The 18,220-nt window shown below is 53.4% G+C and carries 19 protein-coding genes; 13 read left to right on the forward strand and 6 right to left on the reverse strand.

Annotated elements, in window-relative coordinates; genetic code table 11:
* Window positions 1–44 precede the first annotated feature (44 nt).
* The 4 genes from DYE26_RS28725 to DYE26_RS28740 all read right to left on the reverse strand — a co-directional run bounded on the left by DYE26_RS28725 (window position 45) and on the right by DYE26_RS28740 (window position 3,305).
* On the reverse strand, window positions 45–881 hold the full coding sequence (locus DYE26_RS28725; protein WP_051985263.1) for a YitT family protein: 837 nt from the start codon (window positions 879–881) through the stop codon (window positions 45–47).
* Window positions 882–971: 90 nt separating this feature from the next.
* The gene (locus DYE26_RS28730; RefSeq protein WP_036619779.1) at window positions 972–1,466 is read right to left on the reverse strand and encodes a cation:proton antiporter regulatory subunit; all 495 of its coding nucleotides are present in this window, start codon (window positions 1,464–1,466) and stop codon (window positions 972–974) included.
* A gap of 114 nt (window positions 1,467–1,580) precedes the next feature.
* Entirely contained in the window at window positions 1,581–1,940 is a 360-nt protein-coding gene (locus DYE26_RS28735; RefSeq protein ID WP_036619781.1) for a hypothetical protein, read from the reverse strand.
* Window positions 1,941–2,021: 81 nt separating this feature from the next.
* Complete coding sequence (locus DYE26_RS28740; RefSeq protein ID WP_036619783.1) at window positions 2,022–3,305, reverse strand: ArsB/NhaD family transporter; 1,284 nt, start codon at window positions 3,303–3,305, stop codon at window positions 2,022–2,024.
* A gap of 353 nt (window positions 3,306–3,658) precedes the next feature.
* On the opposite strand from DYE26_RS28740, the gene DYE26_RS28745 reads away from it, so the two are divergent.
* The 11 genes from DYE26_RS28745 (at window position 3,659) to DYE26_RS28795 (ending at window position 14,615) form a co-directional block, all read left to right on the forward strand.
* Complete coding sequence (locus DYE26_RS28745; protein ID WP_036619784.1) at window positions 3,659–3,976, forward strand: hypothetical protein; 318 nt, start codon at window positions 3,659–3,661, stop codon at window positions 3,974–3,976.
* A gap of 64 nt (window positions 3,977–4,040) precedes the next feature.
* A complete protein-coding gene (locus tag DYE26_RS28750) occupies window positions 4,041–4,715 on the forward strand; it encodes a PspA/IM30 family protein (RefSeq protein ID WP_036619785.1) in 675 nt (224 codons plus the stop codon).
* Between the two features lie 4 nt (window positions 4,716–4,719).
* The gene (locus DYE26_RS28755; RefSeq protein ID WP_036619786.1) at window positions 4,720–5,214 is read left to right on the forward strand and encodes a PspC domain-containing protein; all 495 of its coding nucleotides are present in this window, start codon (window positions 4,720–4,722) and stop codon (window positions 5,212–5,214) included.
* Window positions 5,215–5,217: 3 nt separating this feature from the next.
* Window positions 5,218–5,919 (forward strand): PspA/IM30 family protein, encoded by a 702-nt coding sequence (locus DYE26_RS28760; RefSeq protein ID WP_036619788.1) that lies wholly within the window; start codon window positions 5,218–5,220, stop codon window positions 5,917–5,919.
* 111 nt (window positions 5,920–6,030) lie between these two features.
* Window positions 6,031–6,681 carry a cell wall-active antibiotics response protein LiaF gene (gene liaF, locus DYE26_RS28765; protein ID WP_036619790.1) on the forward strand — a complete coding sequence of 217 codons (651 nt, stop codon included), beginning with the start codon at window positions 6,031–6,033 and terminating at the stop codon, window positions 6,679–6,681.
* Window positions 6,682–6,700: 19 nt separating this feature from the next.
* Entirely contained in the window at window positions 6,701–7,774 is a 1,074-nt protein-coding gene (locus DYE26_RS28770; RefSeq protein ID WP_036619792.1) for a sensor histidine kinase, read from the forward strand.
* Window positions 7,758–8,414: a response regulator transcription factor gene (locus DYE26_RS28775; protein WP_036619793.1), complete on the forward strand. Its 657-nt coding sequence runs from the start codon at window positions 7,758–7,760 to the stop codon at window positions 8,412–8,414. The genes DYE26_RS28770 and DYE26_RS28775 overlap by 17 nt, the downstream gene beginning before the upstream one ends.
* Window positions 8,415–9,123: 709 nt before the next feature.
* On the forward strand, window positions 9,124–10,158 hold the full coding sequence (locus DYE26_RS28780) for a hypothetical protein (RefSeq protein ID WP_036619794.1): 1,035 nt from the start codon (window positions 9,124–9,126) through the stop codon (window positions 10,156–10,158).
* Window positions 10,159–10,260: 102 nt separating this feature from the next.
* Window positions 10,261–11,067, forward strand: a complete 807-nt coding sequence (locus DYE26_RS28785; RefSeq protein WP_082207677.1) for a spermidine synthase — start codon at window positions 10,261–10,263, stop codon at window positions 11,065–11,067.
* Between the two features lie 253 nt (window positions 11,068–11,320).
* The gene (gene zwf / locus DYE26_RS28790; RefSeq protein WP_036619795.1) at window positions 11,321–12,877 is read left to right on the forward strand and encodes a glucose-6-phosphate dehydrogenase; all 1,557 of its coding nucleotides are present in this window, start codon (window positions 11,321–11,323) and stop codon (window positions 12,875–12,877) included.
* Window positions 12,878–13,031: 154 nt separating this feature from the next.
* Entirely contained in the window at window positions 13,032–14,615 is a 1,584-nt protein-coding gene (locus tag DYE26_RS28795; RefSeq protein WP_036619796.1) for a peptide chain release factor 3, read from the forward strand.
* Between the two features lie 87 nt (window positions 14,616–14,702).
* Here DYE26_RS28795 and sspI read toward each other — a convergent pair whose 3' ends face one another.
* Window positions 14,703–14,939, reverse strand: a complete 237-nt coding sequence (sspI, locus tag DYE26_RS28800) for a small acid-soluble spore protein SspI (RefSeq protein WP_036619797.1) — start codon at window positions 14,937–14,939, stop codon at window positions 14,703–14,705.
* A gap of 128 nt (window positions 14,940–15,067) precedes the next feature.
* On the opposite strand from sspI, the gene DYE26_RS28805 reads away from it, so the two are divergent.
* Both DYE26_RS28805 and DYE26_RS28810 read left to right on the forward strand, forming a co-directional pair.
* A complete protein-coding gene (locus DYE26_RS28805; protein ID WP_036619800.1) occupies window positions 15,068–15,742 on the forward strand; it encodes a potassium channel family protein in 675 nt (224 codons plus the stop codon).
* A gap of 34 nt (window positions 15,743–15,776) precedes the next feature.
* A complete protein-coding gene (locus tag DYE26_RS28810; RefSeq protein WP_036619802.1) occupies window positions 15,777–16,574 on the forward strand; it encodes a TrmH family RNA methyltransferase in 798 nt (265 codons plus the stop codon).
* A 271-nt stretch (window positions 16,575–16,845) separates the two neighbouring features.
* Here the strand turns inward: DYE26_RS28810 and DYE26_RS28815 are convergent, their stop codons facing one another.
* Window positions 16,846–18,204, reverse strand: coding sequence for a helix-turn-helix domain-containing protein (locus DYE26_RS28815; protein WP_240534098.1), 1,359 nt, complete (start codon window positions 18,202–18,204; stop codon window positions 16,846–16,848).
* Window positions 18,205–18,220 lie beyond the last annotated feature (16 nt).

Here is an 18,220-nt window from a genome sequence, read left to right on the forward strand (position 1 = left end):
CCCTCCTCTGCAAAGAGGAGGGGCTATTGCAGCCGTATAAGGCGTCAGAAGCGAAACGTAATTTTACCGTCCGCATCGTGGTCCCTGACGATCGCCCTTAAACGGAAAAGCTCCAGGCGATTGCATTCGCACTCAAGTATGCCGTGTTCTTCCCCGTTGTCCGCAGAGAAGGTCCGAAAGGCGGCGCTGAGGTTTAAATACCGCTGCAAATCCGCCTGAATTTCCCGGTAATTCCGGGTTTGGATCAGGACGGTATAGGTGAATCTAAAGCCTTGAACCGGTATCTTTACGGCCTCAAAGGCGAGTATATATGCGATCACGGAATAGATCGCCTGATTGAAACCAAAATGGAAGCCGGCTGCAATCAGGATCGTACAATTGAAGATCAGAATGATCCATTCCGGCGATATTATTCCAAAGCGCATAAACTCTGCGGCCTGTTCCGCGGTATCCAGGGCGCCGCCGAAACGAAGCGCCAGGCCGATGCCCATGCCGAGCGACAGCCCGCCGAGCAGTGCGGCAGGAAGCTGTTCGCCGGTCAGGGACGGGTAAGGGTGCAGTATGACCGTTCCCAGCGAGAAAACGAGCAGGCCCAACACGGTGAAAATTCCGAACGTGAAGTCGATTCTGTTACGTTGAAGCAGCAGAAAAGGGACGTTAAACAAGAAAAGAAACAATCCCAACCTCATTTCCGTTTTGAAAGCAAATAAAGCGGACAATCCGGTCATTCCGCCCACGACAATGCCATGGGGCATCAGGAATAATTCCAGCCCGATGGAAGCGAGCAAGGCTCCGGCGATCACGCCCAAACAGCGTATTGCCGCATGGCTCTGATGCCGCACGATGTTCATAGGGGAGCCGACGCTGCCCTTTTGTTTCAAATGAGCCCCTCCTTTCGACTAGCGTATTTTTATACGGTCTTAGGGTGGTGGCGGTCCGAAGTTATTAGGCAGTTGACAATATGATTTAATTCAACTGCTTCCACTCAATAGAATCTGTTTAATTTGCTGTTGGTGCAGCCGTTCGCCGAGAACGACAACCATCGCTTCCGCGGTCAGAAGCAAATCGGCGCCGGGGTTGACGTGTTTCGTATGGTTTTTCTCGATCACCGCGATAATGGTCGCCCCGGAGCGCTGCCGGATCCGCAGTTCGCCGATCGTTTTGCCGATCGCTTTATAGTGGGGTTCGAGTTTGTACCATTCAATGATGAGATCGCCCAGGGCCACTTCGATATTTTCCAGCGCCGTCGGCTGGTACGTTACCCCTCCGATGATGGATGACACGTATCTCGCTTCGTCGTCGTCGAGCGAAACCTTAGAGATGCTGGTATCGGGATCGTCATTGTCAAAATGATAAAGCTCGCGCCGGCCATCGTCATGGATAATAATGGTCAGTTTTTCACCGCTACGGGTTTGGATCGCAAATTTTTTACCGATTCCCGGGAGAATTGTTTCTTTGAGATTCATTTGAGTCAAGCCTCCAGTTTTATGGTCGCTTTCTGATTTTGGGTATTGCAAAACAAGCCTGAAGCTGCGGGCCGTTTGGACCGGCTTAAGGACTTTGTAAAACCGAAAAAAATGTCAAGCCGTAAACATACTTGTGAATTTAATGGGCATTAGCAGCAGCCGTTTCAAAAACAGGCAAAACAACGGGCGGAATTGAACCCAGGCGGCGATCAATACCAGCACCGCTTCGGCAGGCACTTTGAAGAAACTCTGCGCGGTTCTGTCGATGAAAAGCTTGCCGTAAGGCGAGGAAGCGTTGAGACGCAAAGGTGTTTTGTGAGAATTGTGGTAATCCGTTTCAAACGCCTCCCTTTCCGTGGCCTCCGGAACGACCGGAGCCCAGGAGAAGGAAGGGAGGAATAAGGTCAACAACAACGAGAACAGAAGCAGCGGGGAAACCGCAAGTTTGCCCAGCCCATCGATCCGCGTTTTCATGATGCCCCCTCCTCTTCGTGCAAAATGGATTATTTTAAGGATAGCATATAAAGCGTATTTAATGAAAGGAAACAGCCCGTTTTAGATCAGGAAGTAACGGATCAGCACATATGCGGCGGAAAGCGCCACCGATAAAATCATAAGCGGAAAACCGTATTTCAAAAATTTCATAAACGTAATCGGTTCGCCCTCCTTGGCGGACATGCCGGCCGCGATGAGGTTCGCGCTGGCGCCGATCAGCGTGCCGTTGCCGCCCAGGCAGGCGCCCAGCGCCAAACTCCACCAGAGCGGCTCCAGGTTGGCGATACCCATGCTCCCCATATCCTGGATCATCGGAATCATCGTGGCGACAAACGGAATGTTGTCGAGGAACGAGGAAGCGGCAGCGCTAAGCCAGAGAATCAGCATGGACGTCAGCAGCGTATCCCCTCCGGTCAGACCTATGGCCCATTCCGCAAGCCGTTTGATGGTGCCGGTATCGATCAGCCCCCCCACAAGCACGAACAGTCCGATAAAGAAAAAGATCGTCGGCCATTCTACGGTTTGGAACGCCCGTTCCATCACGTGCTCTCCGGTGATCAACAGCAGCAGGAACGCGCCGGCTAGGGCCACCGTGGCCGATTCCAGATGAAACGTCTGATGCGTAAAGAACCCCAGCAGGGTTAACCCCAAGACGACGAGGCATTTGACGAGCAGCTTTTGATCCGTGATCAGGCCGTGCAGGCTGATGTTCATAATGCTCTGTTGATGTTCCGGCGCCGTTTGCAGACTTTTGCGGAACATTAGGATGAAGATCGGCAGCGTCACGGCCATGATCAAAATCGCGATCGGTGCCAGGTTTTGCAGGAAAGCGGTGAAGGTCAGCTCTTTCACGGCGCTGCCAATCATAATGTTCGGCGGATCTCCGATCAGGGTGGCCGTGCCGCCGATATTCGAGGCGATGACCAGCGAAAACACATAAGGAAACGCCTTGACCTTCAGCTGGCGGGTAATGCTGAAGGCGACCGGAACCATCAGAATGATGGTCGTCACGTTGTCGAGAAACGCGGAGCCGATCGCCGTGATCAAAGCGAGCAGCCACAGGATCGTAACCGGGTTCCCTTTGGCCTTGCGGGCCGTCCAGATGCCGATATATTTGAAAAGCCCCGTTTCCGCAGTCGTGTTCACGATGATCATCATGCCGATGAGCAGTCCCAGCGTGTTGAAGTCGATGTGATGAACCGCCGATTCCTGATCGACGATGCCGAGCGTGATCATCAGGACCGCACCGGCCATGGCCAGCAAGGTCCGATGGATTTTTTCCGAAATAATGAGTGCGTACGTCAGCAAAAAGATGCCGATCGCCCAGATGGCTTGTTGCTCCATAAAAACCCCTCCCAGACAGTTTGCCATGATCCGAGATACCCTTAGATTTCCATGCAGGGGCCGAATTATGCCTTACAGGTCCGAAAAAAGGCAAAAAGAGCCGCAACGTGGCAGGCTCCTCCGATAACTGTCATTTTCTTTTGTATAGTTGTGCTTTTCCATTATATTATCTGCCTTTTGAATTGTAAAGACAAAACCGCCGCCGTTTGCCGGGCCGCTTTCTGCCCTATAGGCCGAAGCCTACCTCGACTTAGGTCCAGGATGAAAAACCGTCCCCGGTCCGTTTTGAAAAACCCCGGTTCCTCCTAGAATAGAGACATAAGGTTGATCAAATGAGAGGCGGTGATAATCAAATGAGAACAAATCGACCGAACGGTTTCGCACTTTTACTGATTGCCCTGGGGGTTCTGATCTTGCTTGGGAAGCTTCCGCAAATTTTCGGATTCCTGACTCCCGTTCTGGGCAGCCTTTTCGGGCTTGTGATCGCGGCGCTGATGGTAGGGCTTGGGATTTACGGCATCCGCCAAGGGAACGCGTTTTTCGGATGGATCGTACTGATCATCGGCGTCATTTCCCTGATCTCCAAGCTGGCTTGGTTGATCGTCCCGGTGCTCGGCATCGGATTAATCGTATACGGCATTTCCTCCTTGCGGGGAAGAAGGGGTTACTGATACAGGGAATAAGCATTGTCACTTGAAAAACGGATGAACCGAAAGGTTAGGAGGGAAGGCAAGCATGAGTGTATTTCGTCGGGTACGGGATATCACGGTAGCCACATTAAACGAAAGATTGGAGCAATCTCAAGATCCGGTGCGGTTGATCGACCAGTTTCTGATTGAAACCCGCCAGGAAATCGCCGAGGCGGAGAAGCTGCATTATCAATACTCCGGACACGCCAAACAGCTCAAGCAGCAGGTGGATCAGGCGAAGGTGATGCGTGACAAGCGCGAGGAACAGGCGCTGCTCGCCCTTAAAGCAGGGGAGGAGCACCTGGCCAAGCTGGCGCTTCAGGAGAAACTGCTGTATGAGGAGAAGATCGAACAGTATTCCGATTTGTATACGCAAAGCCTGGAGTCGCTGCAGGAGCTGGAAAGCCAACTTCATGAGCTGAAAACCGAATATCAGGTTGTTTACAGCAAACGCCAGTATTATTTTGCCAGAATGGAGACGCTCCGTTTGCAGCAGCGGATGAACCAGCGGATGAGCGGGTACGGCGCGGCGGATGTGCCGAAAATGTTCAACCGTTTGGAGGACCGGGTTTCCGATATGGAATGGGAGGCCCGCAGCCTTCGCGAGCTGCGCAAAGCCGGCGAGGATTTTGCCAACCAGGCCGGGTCCATGATTCAGTCGACTCTGGAACAGGAGCTCTCCCGATTGAAGCAGAAGCTGAATAAGCCAAAAGGAGAGTAAGGCTATGAACAAATTGTACCGTTCCAGAAGAGACCGTTGGATCAGCGGTTTGCTCGGCGGGCTCGGCGAGTATTTGGGCGTCAGTTCCTGGGTGCTTCGTCTGCTGATGCTGATCAGTATTCCGATTACGGGCGGAACGACGGTATTCATCTATTTTATCGCGGCGCTGGTTGTTTCCAAAGAGCCTTATGCACCGTACGATCCGTATTATAACGGCGGATGGCCGGGCGGAGGGTTCGGACCGTCTTACGGCCCCAGACGTCCCGATGATTTTAGAGATCCGCGTTTCCATGACCGTCCTCCCTATGGCGGAGGAAACGGAGGCCCCTACGGCAACCGGCCGCCGCAGTACGGTTCGGGAGCGCCGGGGGCGGGCTTTTCGGCCGGCGGGGCGTCTAACCTGGATTCGATGATGGAAGATATCGAGAAGAAAGCGATGCAAAAAGAACTGGAAGAGCTGCGCAAAAAGCTCTCCAACTACGAGAAGGGAGAAGTGTAAAACATGGGAGTATTTAAAAGAATTAAAGATATCACGAAAGCGTCGGTTAACGATTTGCTCGATAAGGTAGAAGATCCGATTGTGATGCTCAACCAATACTTGCGCGATATGGAGGCGGAAATCCGCGACGCCGAGGTGACGGTGGCGAAGCAGATGGCCAACGAGCGCAGAATGAAACAGCGTTTGGATGAGGCCGCGCGCATTTCCGCCCAGCGCGAAGCGCAGGCTGAACTGGCCCTCCGCAACGGCCAAGAGGAAGTGGCCCGCAAAATGCTGGAGGAGAAAATCCATTACGATCAAAAGCAGACCGAATTCGCCGAGCTGCACGCGGGGGCTGAAGCGCATGCCGCTGAACTGAAACAGCAATTGCACGATATGAAGGATGAATTCTACAAGCTGCGCAACAAACGCAACGAGCTGGTCAGCCGCGCGCAAATGGCCAAGGCCAGAAAGCAGATGTCGCAAATCAGCACCCTGCATTCGATCGAAAGCGGCAATGCCTCGCTTGGCTTCCACCGTATGGAGGAGAAGATCATGCAGATGGAAGCGGAGGCCGAAGTAGCCGGCGTCGCCTACCGGGGAACAACGCCTTCTACGTACATCAACCCGGCCGATGCCGAAAAACAGCTGAAGGTCGATGCCCAGCTTGATGCGCTGAAAGCCAAATTGAATGGCCTCGCAAAACCGGAGGAAAATAAGGAATAAGCTACACGTCGTTTGGGACTTGTGGTATGCTAAGTCATGGTAAAGCCATACGGCACGGATTCATGCCGTTATGGCTTTTCCGATTCTCTGAACCTGCGAAGGAGGTGCGGCATGGAAAAGCGGAAAAGGTTCTTGGCCATCGGACTTATTGGACTTGGGGTTCTGCTGATATTTGGAAAGTGGCTGAGCTTTTTTACCATCGCCGCCCTCTTCTTTTTGGTCTTTGGGATTTATTCAGTGCGCCGTGGTGAACGAGTGAAGACGGGGTATATATTCCTGGCGATCGGCGGCGGCATCATCCTGCTGGACAATTTTATGCTGGTTCTGGCGATTCTGATGATTTCGCTCGGCTTCTATTATGCCAAAATCCGCAAAACCCAGCCCCAGGGCAATTACGTGCAAAAGCAAAACATTACGTCCAGCGTTCATTGGGACCGCGATCCTTGGAGTTTGCGGAACACCAGCATGTGGCATGTGCTCGGGGAGCTGGATATCGACTTGTCGCTCGCCATCGTGGAGGGACAAAGCAATATTTTGATGTTCCAGGGGATCGTCGGCGACGTGGACCTGGTGGTGCCGGAAGATTACGGCGTCGAAATCGAAGCGTTTGTCCTGTTCGGACAAATCGACTTTGGTCCGGACAAAGAGACGGGGATGTTGAATCGGCTGTACTGGAAGTCGCCGAATTACGACGCCCGCGAACAAAAAGTGAAAATTATGATTTCCTACCTTGTAGGAGACGTTGATATACGGTTAACTTGAGACAGGAGGATCGCCCCGCATGAGAAAAAGAAAACCGAGCAATATGGTGTCCCGCGGCATGCGCGGAGGAATTCTCCTGTCCGTTATTATTGTGGCAGCCACTTTTTACGTGCTGTATACATACGGATATTTCAGGCCGCAAGCGTCCTGGCCGACGGGAATCCGGGCGGGCCTCACGCTGTTCTCGCTGCTGGTCGTGATCGGTGCCGCCTATGGCTTCTTTCAGGGGTACCGGCCGAAGCGGAAGATCGATGAGCTGCGCGACGCGCTGCTGCAATGGGAAAAGGGCAGCCAGGTCGGCATGGTTCCCCGGCTGGGCGAGGATGAAATAGGCAGGCTGGGGGAACAGCTGGAGCGTATCGGCAAACGTTGGGAAGAGCAGGTGTCTTCCCTGCAGCGGTTGTCGACGCATAACGCCCAGCTCGCCGAGCAGGCGCGGGTGTCGGCGATTGTCGAGGAGCGGCAGCGGCTGGCGCGGGAGCTGCATGACGCGGTGTCCCAGCAGCTGTTCGCCATATCGATGACCGCCACGGCCGTGAGCCGGACGCTGGAGAAGGATTTCGACAAGGCGCAGCGCCAGGTGGAACTGATCGAGGAGATGGCCTCCGTGGCCCAATCCGAGATGCGCGCGCTGCTGCTGCATTTGCGCCCGGTTTATTTGGAGGGCAAGGAGTTGTCCCAAGGTTTGCGCGACCTTGTGCGGGAGCTGAAAACAAAGGTGCCGATGGACCTGACTCTGGAAATGGACGAAGATCTGAACCTGGGGAAAGGGATCGAAAACCACTTGTTCCGGATCATCCAGGAGGCCATGTCCAATACGCTCCGCCATGCCAAAGCGGATAAGATGGAGATTCGGATTCACCGGCGGGGCGAGGCGGTTAAGGTGACTTTGCGGGACAACGGGGTCGGTTTCCAAATGGACGGCAAAAAGCAGGCTTCGTACGGTTTGTCGACGATGCAGGAGCGCGTGCACGAGGTCGGCGGCTCGATTCAGTTCATCACCGCGCCCGGCAAAGGAACGCGGATTGAGATCACGATACCTTTAATCCATGAAGAAAGCGGGGGGACGGACAGCGATGGAGCTGGACAATGAACAGGAAATCAAAGTGCTGCTGGTCGACGATCACGAGATGGTGAGAATCGGCCTGGCGGCGGTGCTGGGAACCGAAGAAGGGATTGAGGTCGTCGGAGAGGCGAGCAGCGGGGAAGAAGGCATCCGGCTGGCGCAGGAGTACAAGCCTGACGTCGTGCTGATGGATTTGGTCATGGAAGGGATGGACGGCATCGAGGCGACCCGGGAACTGCTGAAAATGCACCCGGAATGCAAGGTGATCGTGCTGACCAGCTACCTTGACGACGAGAAGATGTATCCGGTGATCGAGGCGGGAGCGTTCAGCTATCTGCTTAAAACGTCGCGCGCGTCCGAAATCGCCGAAGCGATCCGCGCCGCGGCCCGCGGCCAATCCGTGCTCGAATCGCAAGTGGCCTCGAAAATGATGAACCGGTTCCGCCAGCCCAAGGTGGAGGCGCCGGCCCACGAGGAACTGACCGAGCGGGAGATGGACGTGCTGCGTCTGCTGGCCCAGGGCAAATCCAACCAGGATATCGCCGACGAGCTGATCATCGGCGTCAAAACGGTGAAATTCCACGTGACGAACATATTGGCGAAGCTGGGGGTCGAGGACCGCACCCAAGCGGCCATTTACGCATACAAAAACGGCTTGGCGGAGTGATGGACTTCGCCGGGCCGTTTTTGCGGTTTGCCGGGGATCGATCTGGCCGATGGGGGAACACAATGCTGCAATACGCCGTGCTATTACAGTTCGTAATACTGTACTGTAATACTGAAATAATGCAATATGCAATGCTGTACCACGGGTGTTGTATCCACGGGTGTTGTACCATATAATGCTGCAACACGGTGCAATGCCCGGCTAACGGAACCAGGGGACCTTATTGTCTAATAAAACGGCTGTGGAGTCCTTTAGAGCGGGAAATAGTCGGGAAATAACACTAGCGTTGCATTAACTTTTGCTAAAGATTTCCCAAAAAAGCTACCTGGAAATTTAACGGTTGCAGCAGCGGCTATTTTCCGAAAAAAGACCTTTTCTAATTTCTAACGGTTGTAAGCGTCGTTATTTGCCTGAATCTAAGCAAACTAAGACGGATTTCAGTGAAATAAGCGTTATGGCAACCGTTACAATTTGAAATCAACGTTTTTGGCACAAATAACGCTTGTGGCAACCGTTAGAATAATGGTGTGGCTAGAAAATGTATCTTGTCAGATTTAATGCAACGATAGTGGGGAATTAAGCAAATAGCGTCATCTGGGTCCGCTAGAAAAAAGAGGACAGGGTATGGCAGGATAAACGGCTGAGGGCTGGCGAATCTGTATATTACTAGAAATGTGTGTGCCATTCGATGGCTAGGGAGGCGAAAATGATGCAGAACCGCAAGTTGTGGAGCTATAGCCTGGTCGTTATCGTTTGCGCGCTGCTGCTGCTTGGATTACAGCGGTTTAAAAACGAACAATCCGATTTGGCCGGAGTAGGTGATCCGGTGTCTGCCGGCGATTCGCTGGAAGCCGCAGGCGGGCAATTGGAGAAGCTGCTTGCGATCGGGACGGCGTTGACGCCGGACCCTTACCTGGTTACGGTCAAGTGGCAGGGAAAGTGGAAGACGCAGCTTGCGGAGGAGGAAGCGGCCGGCGCGCTGGCCACTCGGCTGGGCCTTTCCGAACCTCAGACGGAAAATGTTCAGGGTCATAGCGTATACAAAGCGAACGGTTCCAGCGAAGGCGTTCGCCTGACGCTGGATGTTACGGCGCAGAGCGAGGGGCAGTATTACGTCGTGCTGCGGCTTGAAGGCGCCGGCGGCACGGCGGGGAGCGCGGAGCGTATGCTGGACGTTCAGCAGCTTGCCGGCGAATCCCTGGCCGATGAAGGCGTGCAAATCGCTTGGAACGCGGCCGTTCAGGGCATCGGCCTGGCAAGGGCGGGTGCGAGTACAAGGACGGAAAGCGAACCGGCAGAGAGGGAGCAGGCAGAGAACGAATCGAGCGAATCGAAGCTGGGTGCGGCAAGCGAGTCTCCGCCGGAGGTAATGGACGATTTGCCGTCGGGCGCAATGGGCAATTCCCCACCGGGCGTATCGGGCAATTCCCCGCCGGGCGTAACGAGCGATTCGCCGCAGGATGCGCCAAGCGAACCTGCACCTGCACCGGCGGGGCGGACCGTTTCCGCGGTACTTGCGGGATTGGAACAGCAGATCGAGGATGAGTTGGGCCAGAAGCTGGAACGCGTGGAAGGCTTTGAAGACGAGCTGACGGCAAGCCAATCTTACGCTGTGCCGGGGTTTCCGATTACGGCGCAAAGCGGCAAACGCCAGGTTGCGCTGCAGTTGGCCGTCCACCGCAATGCGGACACGGGCATGGACGAGATTGCGGTCGGGTCGCCGTTGTTGACGGTGGAGTATTAACGGCGGATAGGCCCGCATTGGTGATTGAGTATAAAACAACTTAGATGGCTGGAATCCGTTGTTAAGGCGGGTTCTTTTTCAAATATAGAGGGGCAAAGGATCATGAAAGAACTAAGCGGCAAGCATACAGACAACTCGAAACTGGTTCAGCGGGAAAGTGAATCTAGTCATTTCCCGGCCGACATTCCGGGCGATATTTCAGTTTATGAAACGGCGGAGCTGTATGGTGAGCGGGGGCGCTTTCGGGTGCTGCAGTTTGGCGACGGGGCTGTGCAGGGGGCGATGGATATAAATCGGCCGGAACGGATCATACTAGAATATCCGCGGGCGATGCTTCATTTGCTGGAGCATAATGTGCCGGATTGCGACAAAGTGTTTATGATCGGCCTCGGTGCGGGGACATTGGCGGCGCATTTGGAGGCAGCGGGCAAGCAGCTGCTCGTCGCGGAGATCGATGAGCGCGTTGTCGCCATAAGCCGCAGCCATTTTGGATATGCCGGGAGTTCCGTGCGGATCGGTGACGGGCGGCGGATTTTGGAGGAGCAGCAGGCCGCCGGTTTTGACGGAATGATTATTGACGCTTTTACGGAAAAAGGGACGCCGCGGCATCTTATTTCCTCGCCGTTTTTCAGGCTGTTGGCGGAGAAGCTTCGCCCCGAGGGAATCGTTCTGCTTAACGTGTTTGGCAGAGGGAAACGCGATGAACTGACGGCGGCGATCGCGGCGACGCTGCGGGAATATTTTGCTTATGTCCGAGTTTTTTCTCTGCCGGCGGAGCATACTCATGCTAAGCGGAACATGGTCATTGCGGCCAGCTGCCAGCCGATAGGTTATGACCGCCGCTATCTGGCCGGGTTTGATGAGATCGAGCTTCAAGAAGGTTATATCATTGAGGATCGAAGCTGGTAATCGGTTATCATAATCGGTTACGGTATCGGATATGTTATAGGGCAGTTACAATGGATAAATGAAAATTAGATAAAAATTAGATGAAGTTTTCTGAAAACTTAACAACTTTTGAAGCTTTTTGAGATTAAGGTGATGGCAACATTTTGCCGAATGTGCTAAAATAGCATCACATCTCGTGATGCCTTGTAAAGAGATATCCTTGATTGGGAATTGAATAAACATACACTATATTACATAGAAAGAATGAGGAGCCATGGCTGAAAATCAACATCAACAATCACCTCAGGCACCTGGGGCGGTATTTTTTATTTTCGGGGCAACCGGCGACTTGGCGCGCCGCAAGCTGTTCCCGGCGATTTATTCGCTGTATCGCGAAGGCCGGCTCGCCGAGGATTTTGCCGTGATCGGCGTCGCCCGGCGTCCGCGTTCACCGGAGGAGTTCCGCGAAGACCTGCACGCTTCGATCCAGGAGTTCTGCCGTTACAAGATCGAAGACACCGAGCAGTGGGCGCGGTTTGCCGATCATTTTGCGTATAAATCGCTGGACATCAACAACGTGGACGGCTACCACGAGCTGCGCGAACTGACCGAATCGATGGAATCCCGGTTCGGCATTCCCGGCAACCGTCTGTTCTACTTGGCGCTGGCTCCGGAGCTGTTCGGCAGCGTATCTTTAAACTTGAAAAAAGGCGGCATGCTGGACACCCGGGGCTGGTATCGCCTCGTCATCGAGAAGCCTTTCGGCTACGACTTGGAGTCGGCTCATAAGCTGAACGAAGAGCTGAACCAGGTGTTTAAGGAAGAGGAAATTTACCGGATCGACCACTACCTGGGCAAAGAGATGGTGCAAAATATAGAAGTGATCCGCTTCGCCAACGCCTTTTTCGAGCCGCTGTGGAACAACAAGCATATCGCCAACGTCCAAATTACGCTGAGCGAAACGGTCGGCGTTGAAGAGCGCGGCGGTTATTACGACCATGCGGGCGCGCTGCGCGATATGGGACAAAACCATATGCTGCAAATGCTCACGATGATCGCCATGGAGCCGCCGAGCCGGCTTTACGCGGAGGATATCCGCGACGAGAAAGTGAAGGTGCTGCGTTCCCTGCGTCCTTACGAAACGGCGGAGGAAGTCAAGGCCCATGTCGTGCGCGGCCAATATACCGCCGGAGAAGCGAGCGGGAAGAAATTGCCGGGATACCGCGAGGAAGACAAAGTCGATCCGAACTCCAACACGGAAACGTATTTTGCGGCAAAAGTATTTGTCGACAACTTCCGCTGGGCCGGCGTTCCGTTCTATATCCGGACCGGCAAGCGGCTGCCCGTCAAAACGACGGAGGTGGTCGTCGAATTCAAGCAGATGCCGACGAACGTATATCTCGGCCAAAAGCATTCGCTGGAGCCGAATCTGCTGGTTATCCGCGTCAATCCGATGGAAGGCATCTACATCAAAATCAACGCCAAAAAGCCGGGTTCGGAATCGCAAATCGAACCGCTGGCGATGGAATTTTGCCAAAGCTGCCTGGTCGGCATCAACTCGCCGGAGGCTTATGAGCGCTTGCTGCACGATGCAGCGCAAGGCGATTCCACATACTTCACCCGTTGGGACGAAGTCGCCGCCGCTTGGGCGTTCATCGACCATATCGCCGCAGCCTGGGCGCAAAACCCTGCCGACGTCAGCCCTTATCCCGCCGGTTCCTGGGGACCGAAGGAAGCGGAAGAGCTGTTGGCTAAAGACGGCTTCCACTGGTGGCCGGTCAACGGTCAAGAGGAAGACAACGTCGTTTGGATCGCTCCCGATCAGAAGTAACCCTTTTGTAACGGCGGCGCATGTTTGCGGAATATGATATATTAACCTAAAACACCTTTATGTCCCTTGATGGGGTAAAGGTGTTTTTGCGTAAACAAGGAACAAAATATGTTACAATAAAAAACGTGAATTTGTGGACGAGAGGAATGTGAGCATGAGCAAAGCATTGGAACAAGTGCTGCAGCAGGAGGTCGACAAACGGCGCACGTTTGCGATCATCTCCCACCCGGACGCCGGGAAAACAACCTTAACGGAAAAACTGCTGCTGTTCGGCGGCGCGATTCGCCTTGCCGGTTCGGTCAAAGCGCGCAAAGCGAGCAAACACGCCACCAGCGACTGGATGGAAATCGAAAAGCAGCGGGGGATTTCCGTAACTTCCTCCGTCATGCAGTTTGATTATAACGGGCACCGGGTCAACATTTTGGATACGCCGGGCCACCAGGACTTCAGTGAAGACACGTACCGCACGCTGACCGCGGCGGACAGCGCCGTGATGCTGATCGACGTCGCCAAAGGCGTCGAGGCGCAGACGATCAAGCTGTTCCAGGTATGCGCCAAGCGGGGAATTCCGATTTTTACGTTTATCAACAAGCTCGACCGCGAAGGGCGGAATCCGTTTGAATTGATGGAAGAGATCGAGCAGGTGCTGGGTATCCGCTCCGTACCGATGAACTGGCCGATCGGGATGGGCCGGGAGCTGTCCGGGGTATACGACCGGATGAAAAACCAGGTGGAGCTGTTCCAGGGGGACGATCATTCCACCATTCAGGTGAAAAAAGTCGAGGACTACCGCGACCCGGTCATTCGTGAAATGGCTGGCGAATACCTCCATGAACAGCTGTGCCAGGACCTGGAGCTGCTGGACGTGGCGGGTGATCCGTTTGATCTGGAGAAGGTGAGACGGGGCGAATTGACCCCGGTATTTTTCGGCAGCGCGGTCAACAACTTCGGGGTGCAGACATTTCTGGAAAACTTCCTGCAGCTGGCGCCGAAGCCGGAGCCGCGCCGCAGCACGGCGGGGCTGGTCGAACCGACGAACGAGAAGTTCAGCGGATATGTTTTCAAAATCCAGGCGAACATGAACCCGGCGCACCGCGACCGGATCGCCTTCCTGCGCATCGTGTCGGGCAAATTCGAACGCGGGATGTCCGTGAAGCATGTGCGGGCGGGCAAGGAGATCAAGCTGTCCCAGCCGCAGCAGTTTTTGGCGCAAGACCGGGACATTGTTACGGAAGCGTACCCGGGGGACATTATCGGGTTGTTTGACCCGGGCATTTTCCGGATCGGCGATTCGCTCAGCCAAGGCAGCGAAATTGTGTTTGACGAGCTGCCGACGTTTTCGCCGGAAATTTTCGCGAAGGTCACGGTCAAAAATGCGCTCAAGCACAAGCAATATCAGAAAGGCATCGATCAGTTGACCGAAGAAGGCACGATTCAGGTATTTACGACGGTTGGCTTTGAGGATACGCTGCTTGGCGTGGTCGGCCAGCTGCAGTTCGAGGTGTTCGAATACCGGATGAAAGGGGAATACGGCGTCGACGTGATGCTGCAGCGGATGCCGTTCCAGTTCGCGCGCTGGATTGTGGCGGACAAAATCGATCCGTCCAAATTCCGCATCAACTCGACGCTGGTCAAGGACAAAAAGGGCAATTACGTCGCCTTGTTCGAAAACGAATATGCAATGCGGACGGCGATGGAGAAAAATCCGGATGCGCAGTTTCTTGAGACAGCGCCTTAATCCGTCCCGGACATTTACTGCAAACAAGCCTTCTTTCGGCCGGCATGGGCCAGAAGAAGGCTTGTTTACTTAACCCCGCGGGCCTTGTTATCTCAAAGGCTTCAGATTCAAGGCGTCGACCTGTTGCTTTAGAACGGAAACGAGCTCGTTTTGCTTGGCGTCGTCGAGGTTTTTCCAGATCAATTCAAACACGACACCCAAACCCGGCAGGGCCGCCTCCTGAACGTCGATCGAGCCCTCGATCATGTCCCGCAGCGCCGCCTCGTCCTTGCCGTTGATTTTGTGCATGATCGCTTCGCGCAAAGTGAGCGTAATGGCCGGCATAGCGATTCCTCCTTTATTGATGGTACCTGTCCAATGCTTAATGTGTCCTGTAAACCGGGGGAAAATTCAAGTTTGCCGCGGATTATGGTATACTGAATCGAATGAAAAAAAGCCCGGGTGGTGAAAATATGGCGCATGCGAACAAAAAACAATTTGCCGTGATCGGGATGGGCCGGTTCGGTTTAAGCGTAGCCACTGCGCTCAGCAACATGGGATTAGACGTGTTGGCCATCGATGCGGACGAGCACCGGACGCAAATGGTAGCCAATTTGGTCACGCACGCCGTTTCCGCGGATTCGACCGATGAAGAAGCGCTGCGAGCGCTGGGCATTCGCAATTTTGACGTCGTCGTGGTCGCGATCGGCGAAGACATACAAGCGAGTATTTTGACGACGCTGATTTTGAAGGACTTGGGCAGCCCGCTGATCGTGGTGAAAGCCCAAAACGAGCTGCACGGCAAGGTGCTGCAGAAGATCGGCGCGGATAAGGTGATTTATCCGGAGCGGGATATGGGCTTAAGAGTAGCCCATCATTTAACGTCACCAAATGTGCTGGATTATATCGAGCTGTCGGACGAATACAGTATTGTGGAGATGCGCGTCTCTGCGGAGATGGTCGGCAAAAACCTGATCGAGCTCGATATTCGCGCCCGTTTCGGCTGCAACGTGATGGCGATCAAGCGGGGTGCCCGGATGAACATTTCGCCTTCGGCCGCGGAGCGTCTAACGACCGATGACGTCCTGGTCATTGTCGGCGAGAAGAATGACCTGACCAAGCTGGAGCTGGCTTACGCGGAAGCTTAGCATGAACCTTTAATCTAAGGATGGGCCTGATATTATGGAGATACTGTCTCCGCAGAATCCCCGCGTCAAGGAATGGGCGGGGCTGCTTGAGAAGAAAAACCGGGACAAGCAACATAAATATTTGATCGAAGGCGTTCATTTGGTCCAGGAGGCGCTTCTGGCAGGGGCCGAAATGGAATGCGTCTGCTACGATATCGAAGGCGGCATTCCGGCGGACCTGCAGGCGGCGGCGTCCGCGCGCCTTGATGTGCAGTGGATCGGCGTGTCCTCCGCCGTGATCGGCAAATGCAGCGATACGAAGACGCCGCAGCCGGTGTTCGCGGTCGTCCGCAAGGACCGCGGGGCGCTTGCTCCGCTCCTGGACAAGGAGCGGAGTTTGGTGGTGGTGCTGGACGGCGTGCAGGATCCCGGCAACGTCGGCACGATCATCCGCAGCGCCGACGCGGTCGGTGCGGACGGGGTGATCGTCGGCGCAGGCTGCGCCGACATTTACGGGCCCAAGGTGCTGCGCGCCACGATGGGCTCGATCTTTCACTTTCCGGTGGTGAGCGGCAAGCTGGAGGAGGTGCTGCCGCAGGCGAAGCGGCGCGGCATCCGGCTGGCCGGGACGAGCCTGCAGGCGGCGGCGAACTGCTACGCCTACGACTTCACCGGCCCGGTCTGGCTGCTGTTCGGCAGCGAAGGCGGGGGCCTTAGCGCTGAAGTCCGCGAACTGATGGACGACGGCCTGCTCATCCCGATGCGCGGCCGCGCGGAATCGCTGAACGTGGCGATGGCCGCATCCGTGCTGCTGCACGAGGCGATGCGGCAGCGGTATTTTTCGCAGCAATAATTCTCGTCCACAACCCTAAATAAGTGTTCAGGGATAAGCATAAAGCAAATAAAAAAGACGCTTACCTGGGCAAGTTCCCCAGCACAAGCGTCTCTTTTTATTGCAATTCAGTTATGCTGATACGGTGGCGCTTACTTTCAGGAAGCTCTTCCCCGTTAGAATTCAGTGTCCTACACCATGATGAATAGTAGTAATATCAAGCTTGGTCAGGTTTCCGATAGGAGTAAGAATTGTAACAACCGGGGGACTGCGAATATAAAATCACAGAACGCTACCAATAAAACCAGTTTCTTTTTAATTGTTTATACCGAATTTTTGCATCTTCATTTGCGTGATTTTGATATTGTTCAAACAGTCCTACACATTTAAGCATATCCTGTCCGCTGTGAATTTCAATAGCGTATGCTAAACAATCTAAGACGTAACTTAGCCCTCGATCATAGTCGTTTTTCTTCAAATAATAGTATCCCAAACCCGATAACAAGCCTACAAATCGATCATCAGTATAATGCAAGCTCATTTTCCCGAGACGACATTGTTGTTCTTGATGCTTTAAAAAGGATTCATACTGTTCAAGTACAGCATCAATGTTGATATCGAATTTGTTAGCTGCAATCACGATTTCACATAAGGCTATAAACACTTCATTTTCTCTGGTTGAAATATATTTCAAATATTCCGGTAGAACCTCGACCTTGCCGGACAATAATTGATAAGTGTAACGGTTGCCTTCAGCCCATTCCTGAAACTGGTGGATTACAGCCTTTTCTTCTTCATTCGGCTTCTTAACCCAGCTACAATCCGTATACAAAGAAACATAGTGCAATGCATCCTCATATCTGCCATATTCAAAATGGGTTACACCTAATATTAAATAAGCATACAGAATATAACCAATAATCGGCTTTTTGGTTTCTGGCGATTTCTTACTACCGTTCAGATCATAGTGAACCGTTGCCCTGATTTTTAATTTTTCCGCCAGTCCCGCTGTCTTATCCCAACGGCGAAATGAAGCAAACACATTGATTAATTCATTAAGCGCATCCAGTTGATACTGCTCTTCCAGCCGATCAACAAAATATTCAAAATGTGAGGCCAGTAATAAATTCTTATTTTGGTCTTTAGACAACTTTAAAGTAAATAATCGGTATTGGCAAAGTGCCAACCGCTCGGAATGCTGTTTCTGTTCACTTTCCGCAATCGATTCGTAAAGCAAGGCGGCCGCTTCCCGCTTCCCTTCTCGAAAAAACTGCTCAGCCAGATTAAACAACTGTGGAATGTAAGAAAGATTATCCAACATCAACCTAACCACTTGCTCGATACAATCGAGTTTGTTTAAACCGGCACAACGTTTTAGAAAAGGACCAAGCCTGCGCCAATCCGGGCTGGCCTGAAAAAAGCATTCATCGATGTATAACTCGTAAAAATACCCTTCGGGAAGTCCCATTCCTGCCGTGATCCGATCAAGCTGCTGCATGGCAATGGGGCGATGACCGTTGATAATGCCGCTTAACGTTCCGGAATTGATCTGCGTAAGTTCGGAAAATTGATTTAACGTAAAATTATTATTCCTCAGAAATTCTTCCAGTTGACCACGGATGGTTTCCTGCTCTTTTTCCAACGTCTTCAATTGAACACCTCCTTTA

This window comes from Paenibacillus macerans (genome assembly GCF_900454495.1).
Taxonomy (GTDB): Bacteria; Bacillota; Bacilli; order Paenibacillales; family Paenibacillaceae; genus Fontibacillus; species Fontibacillus macerans.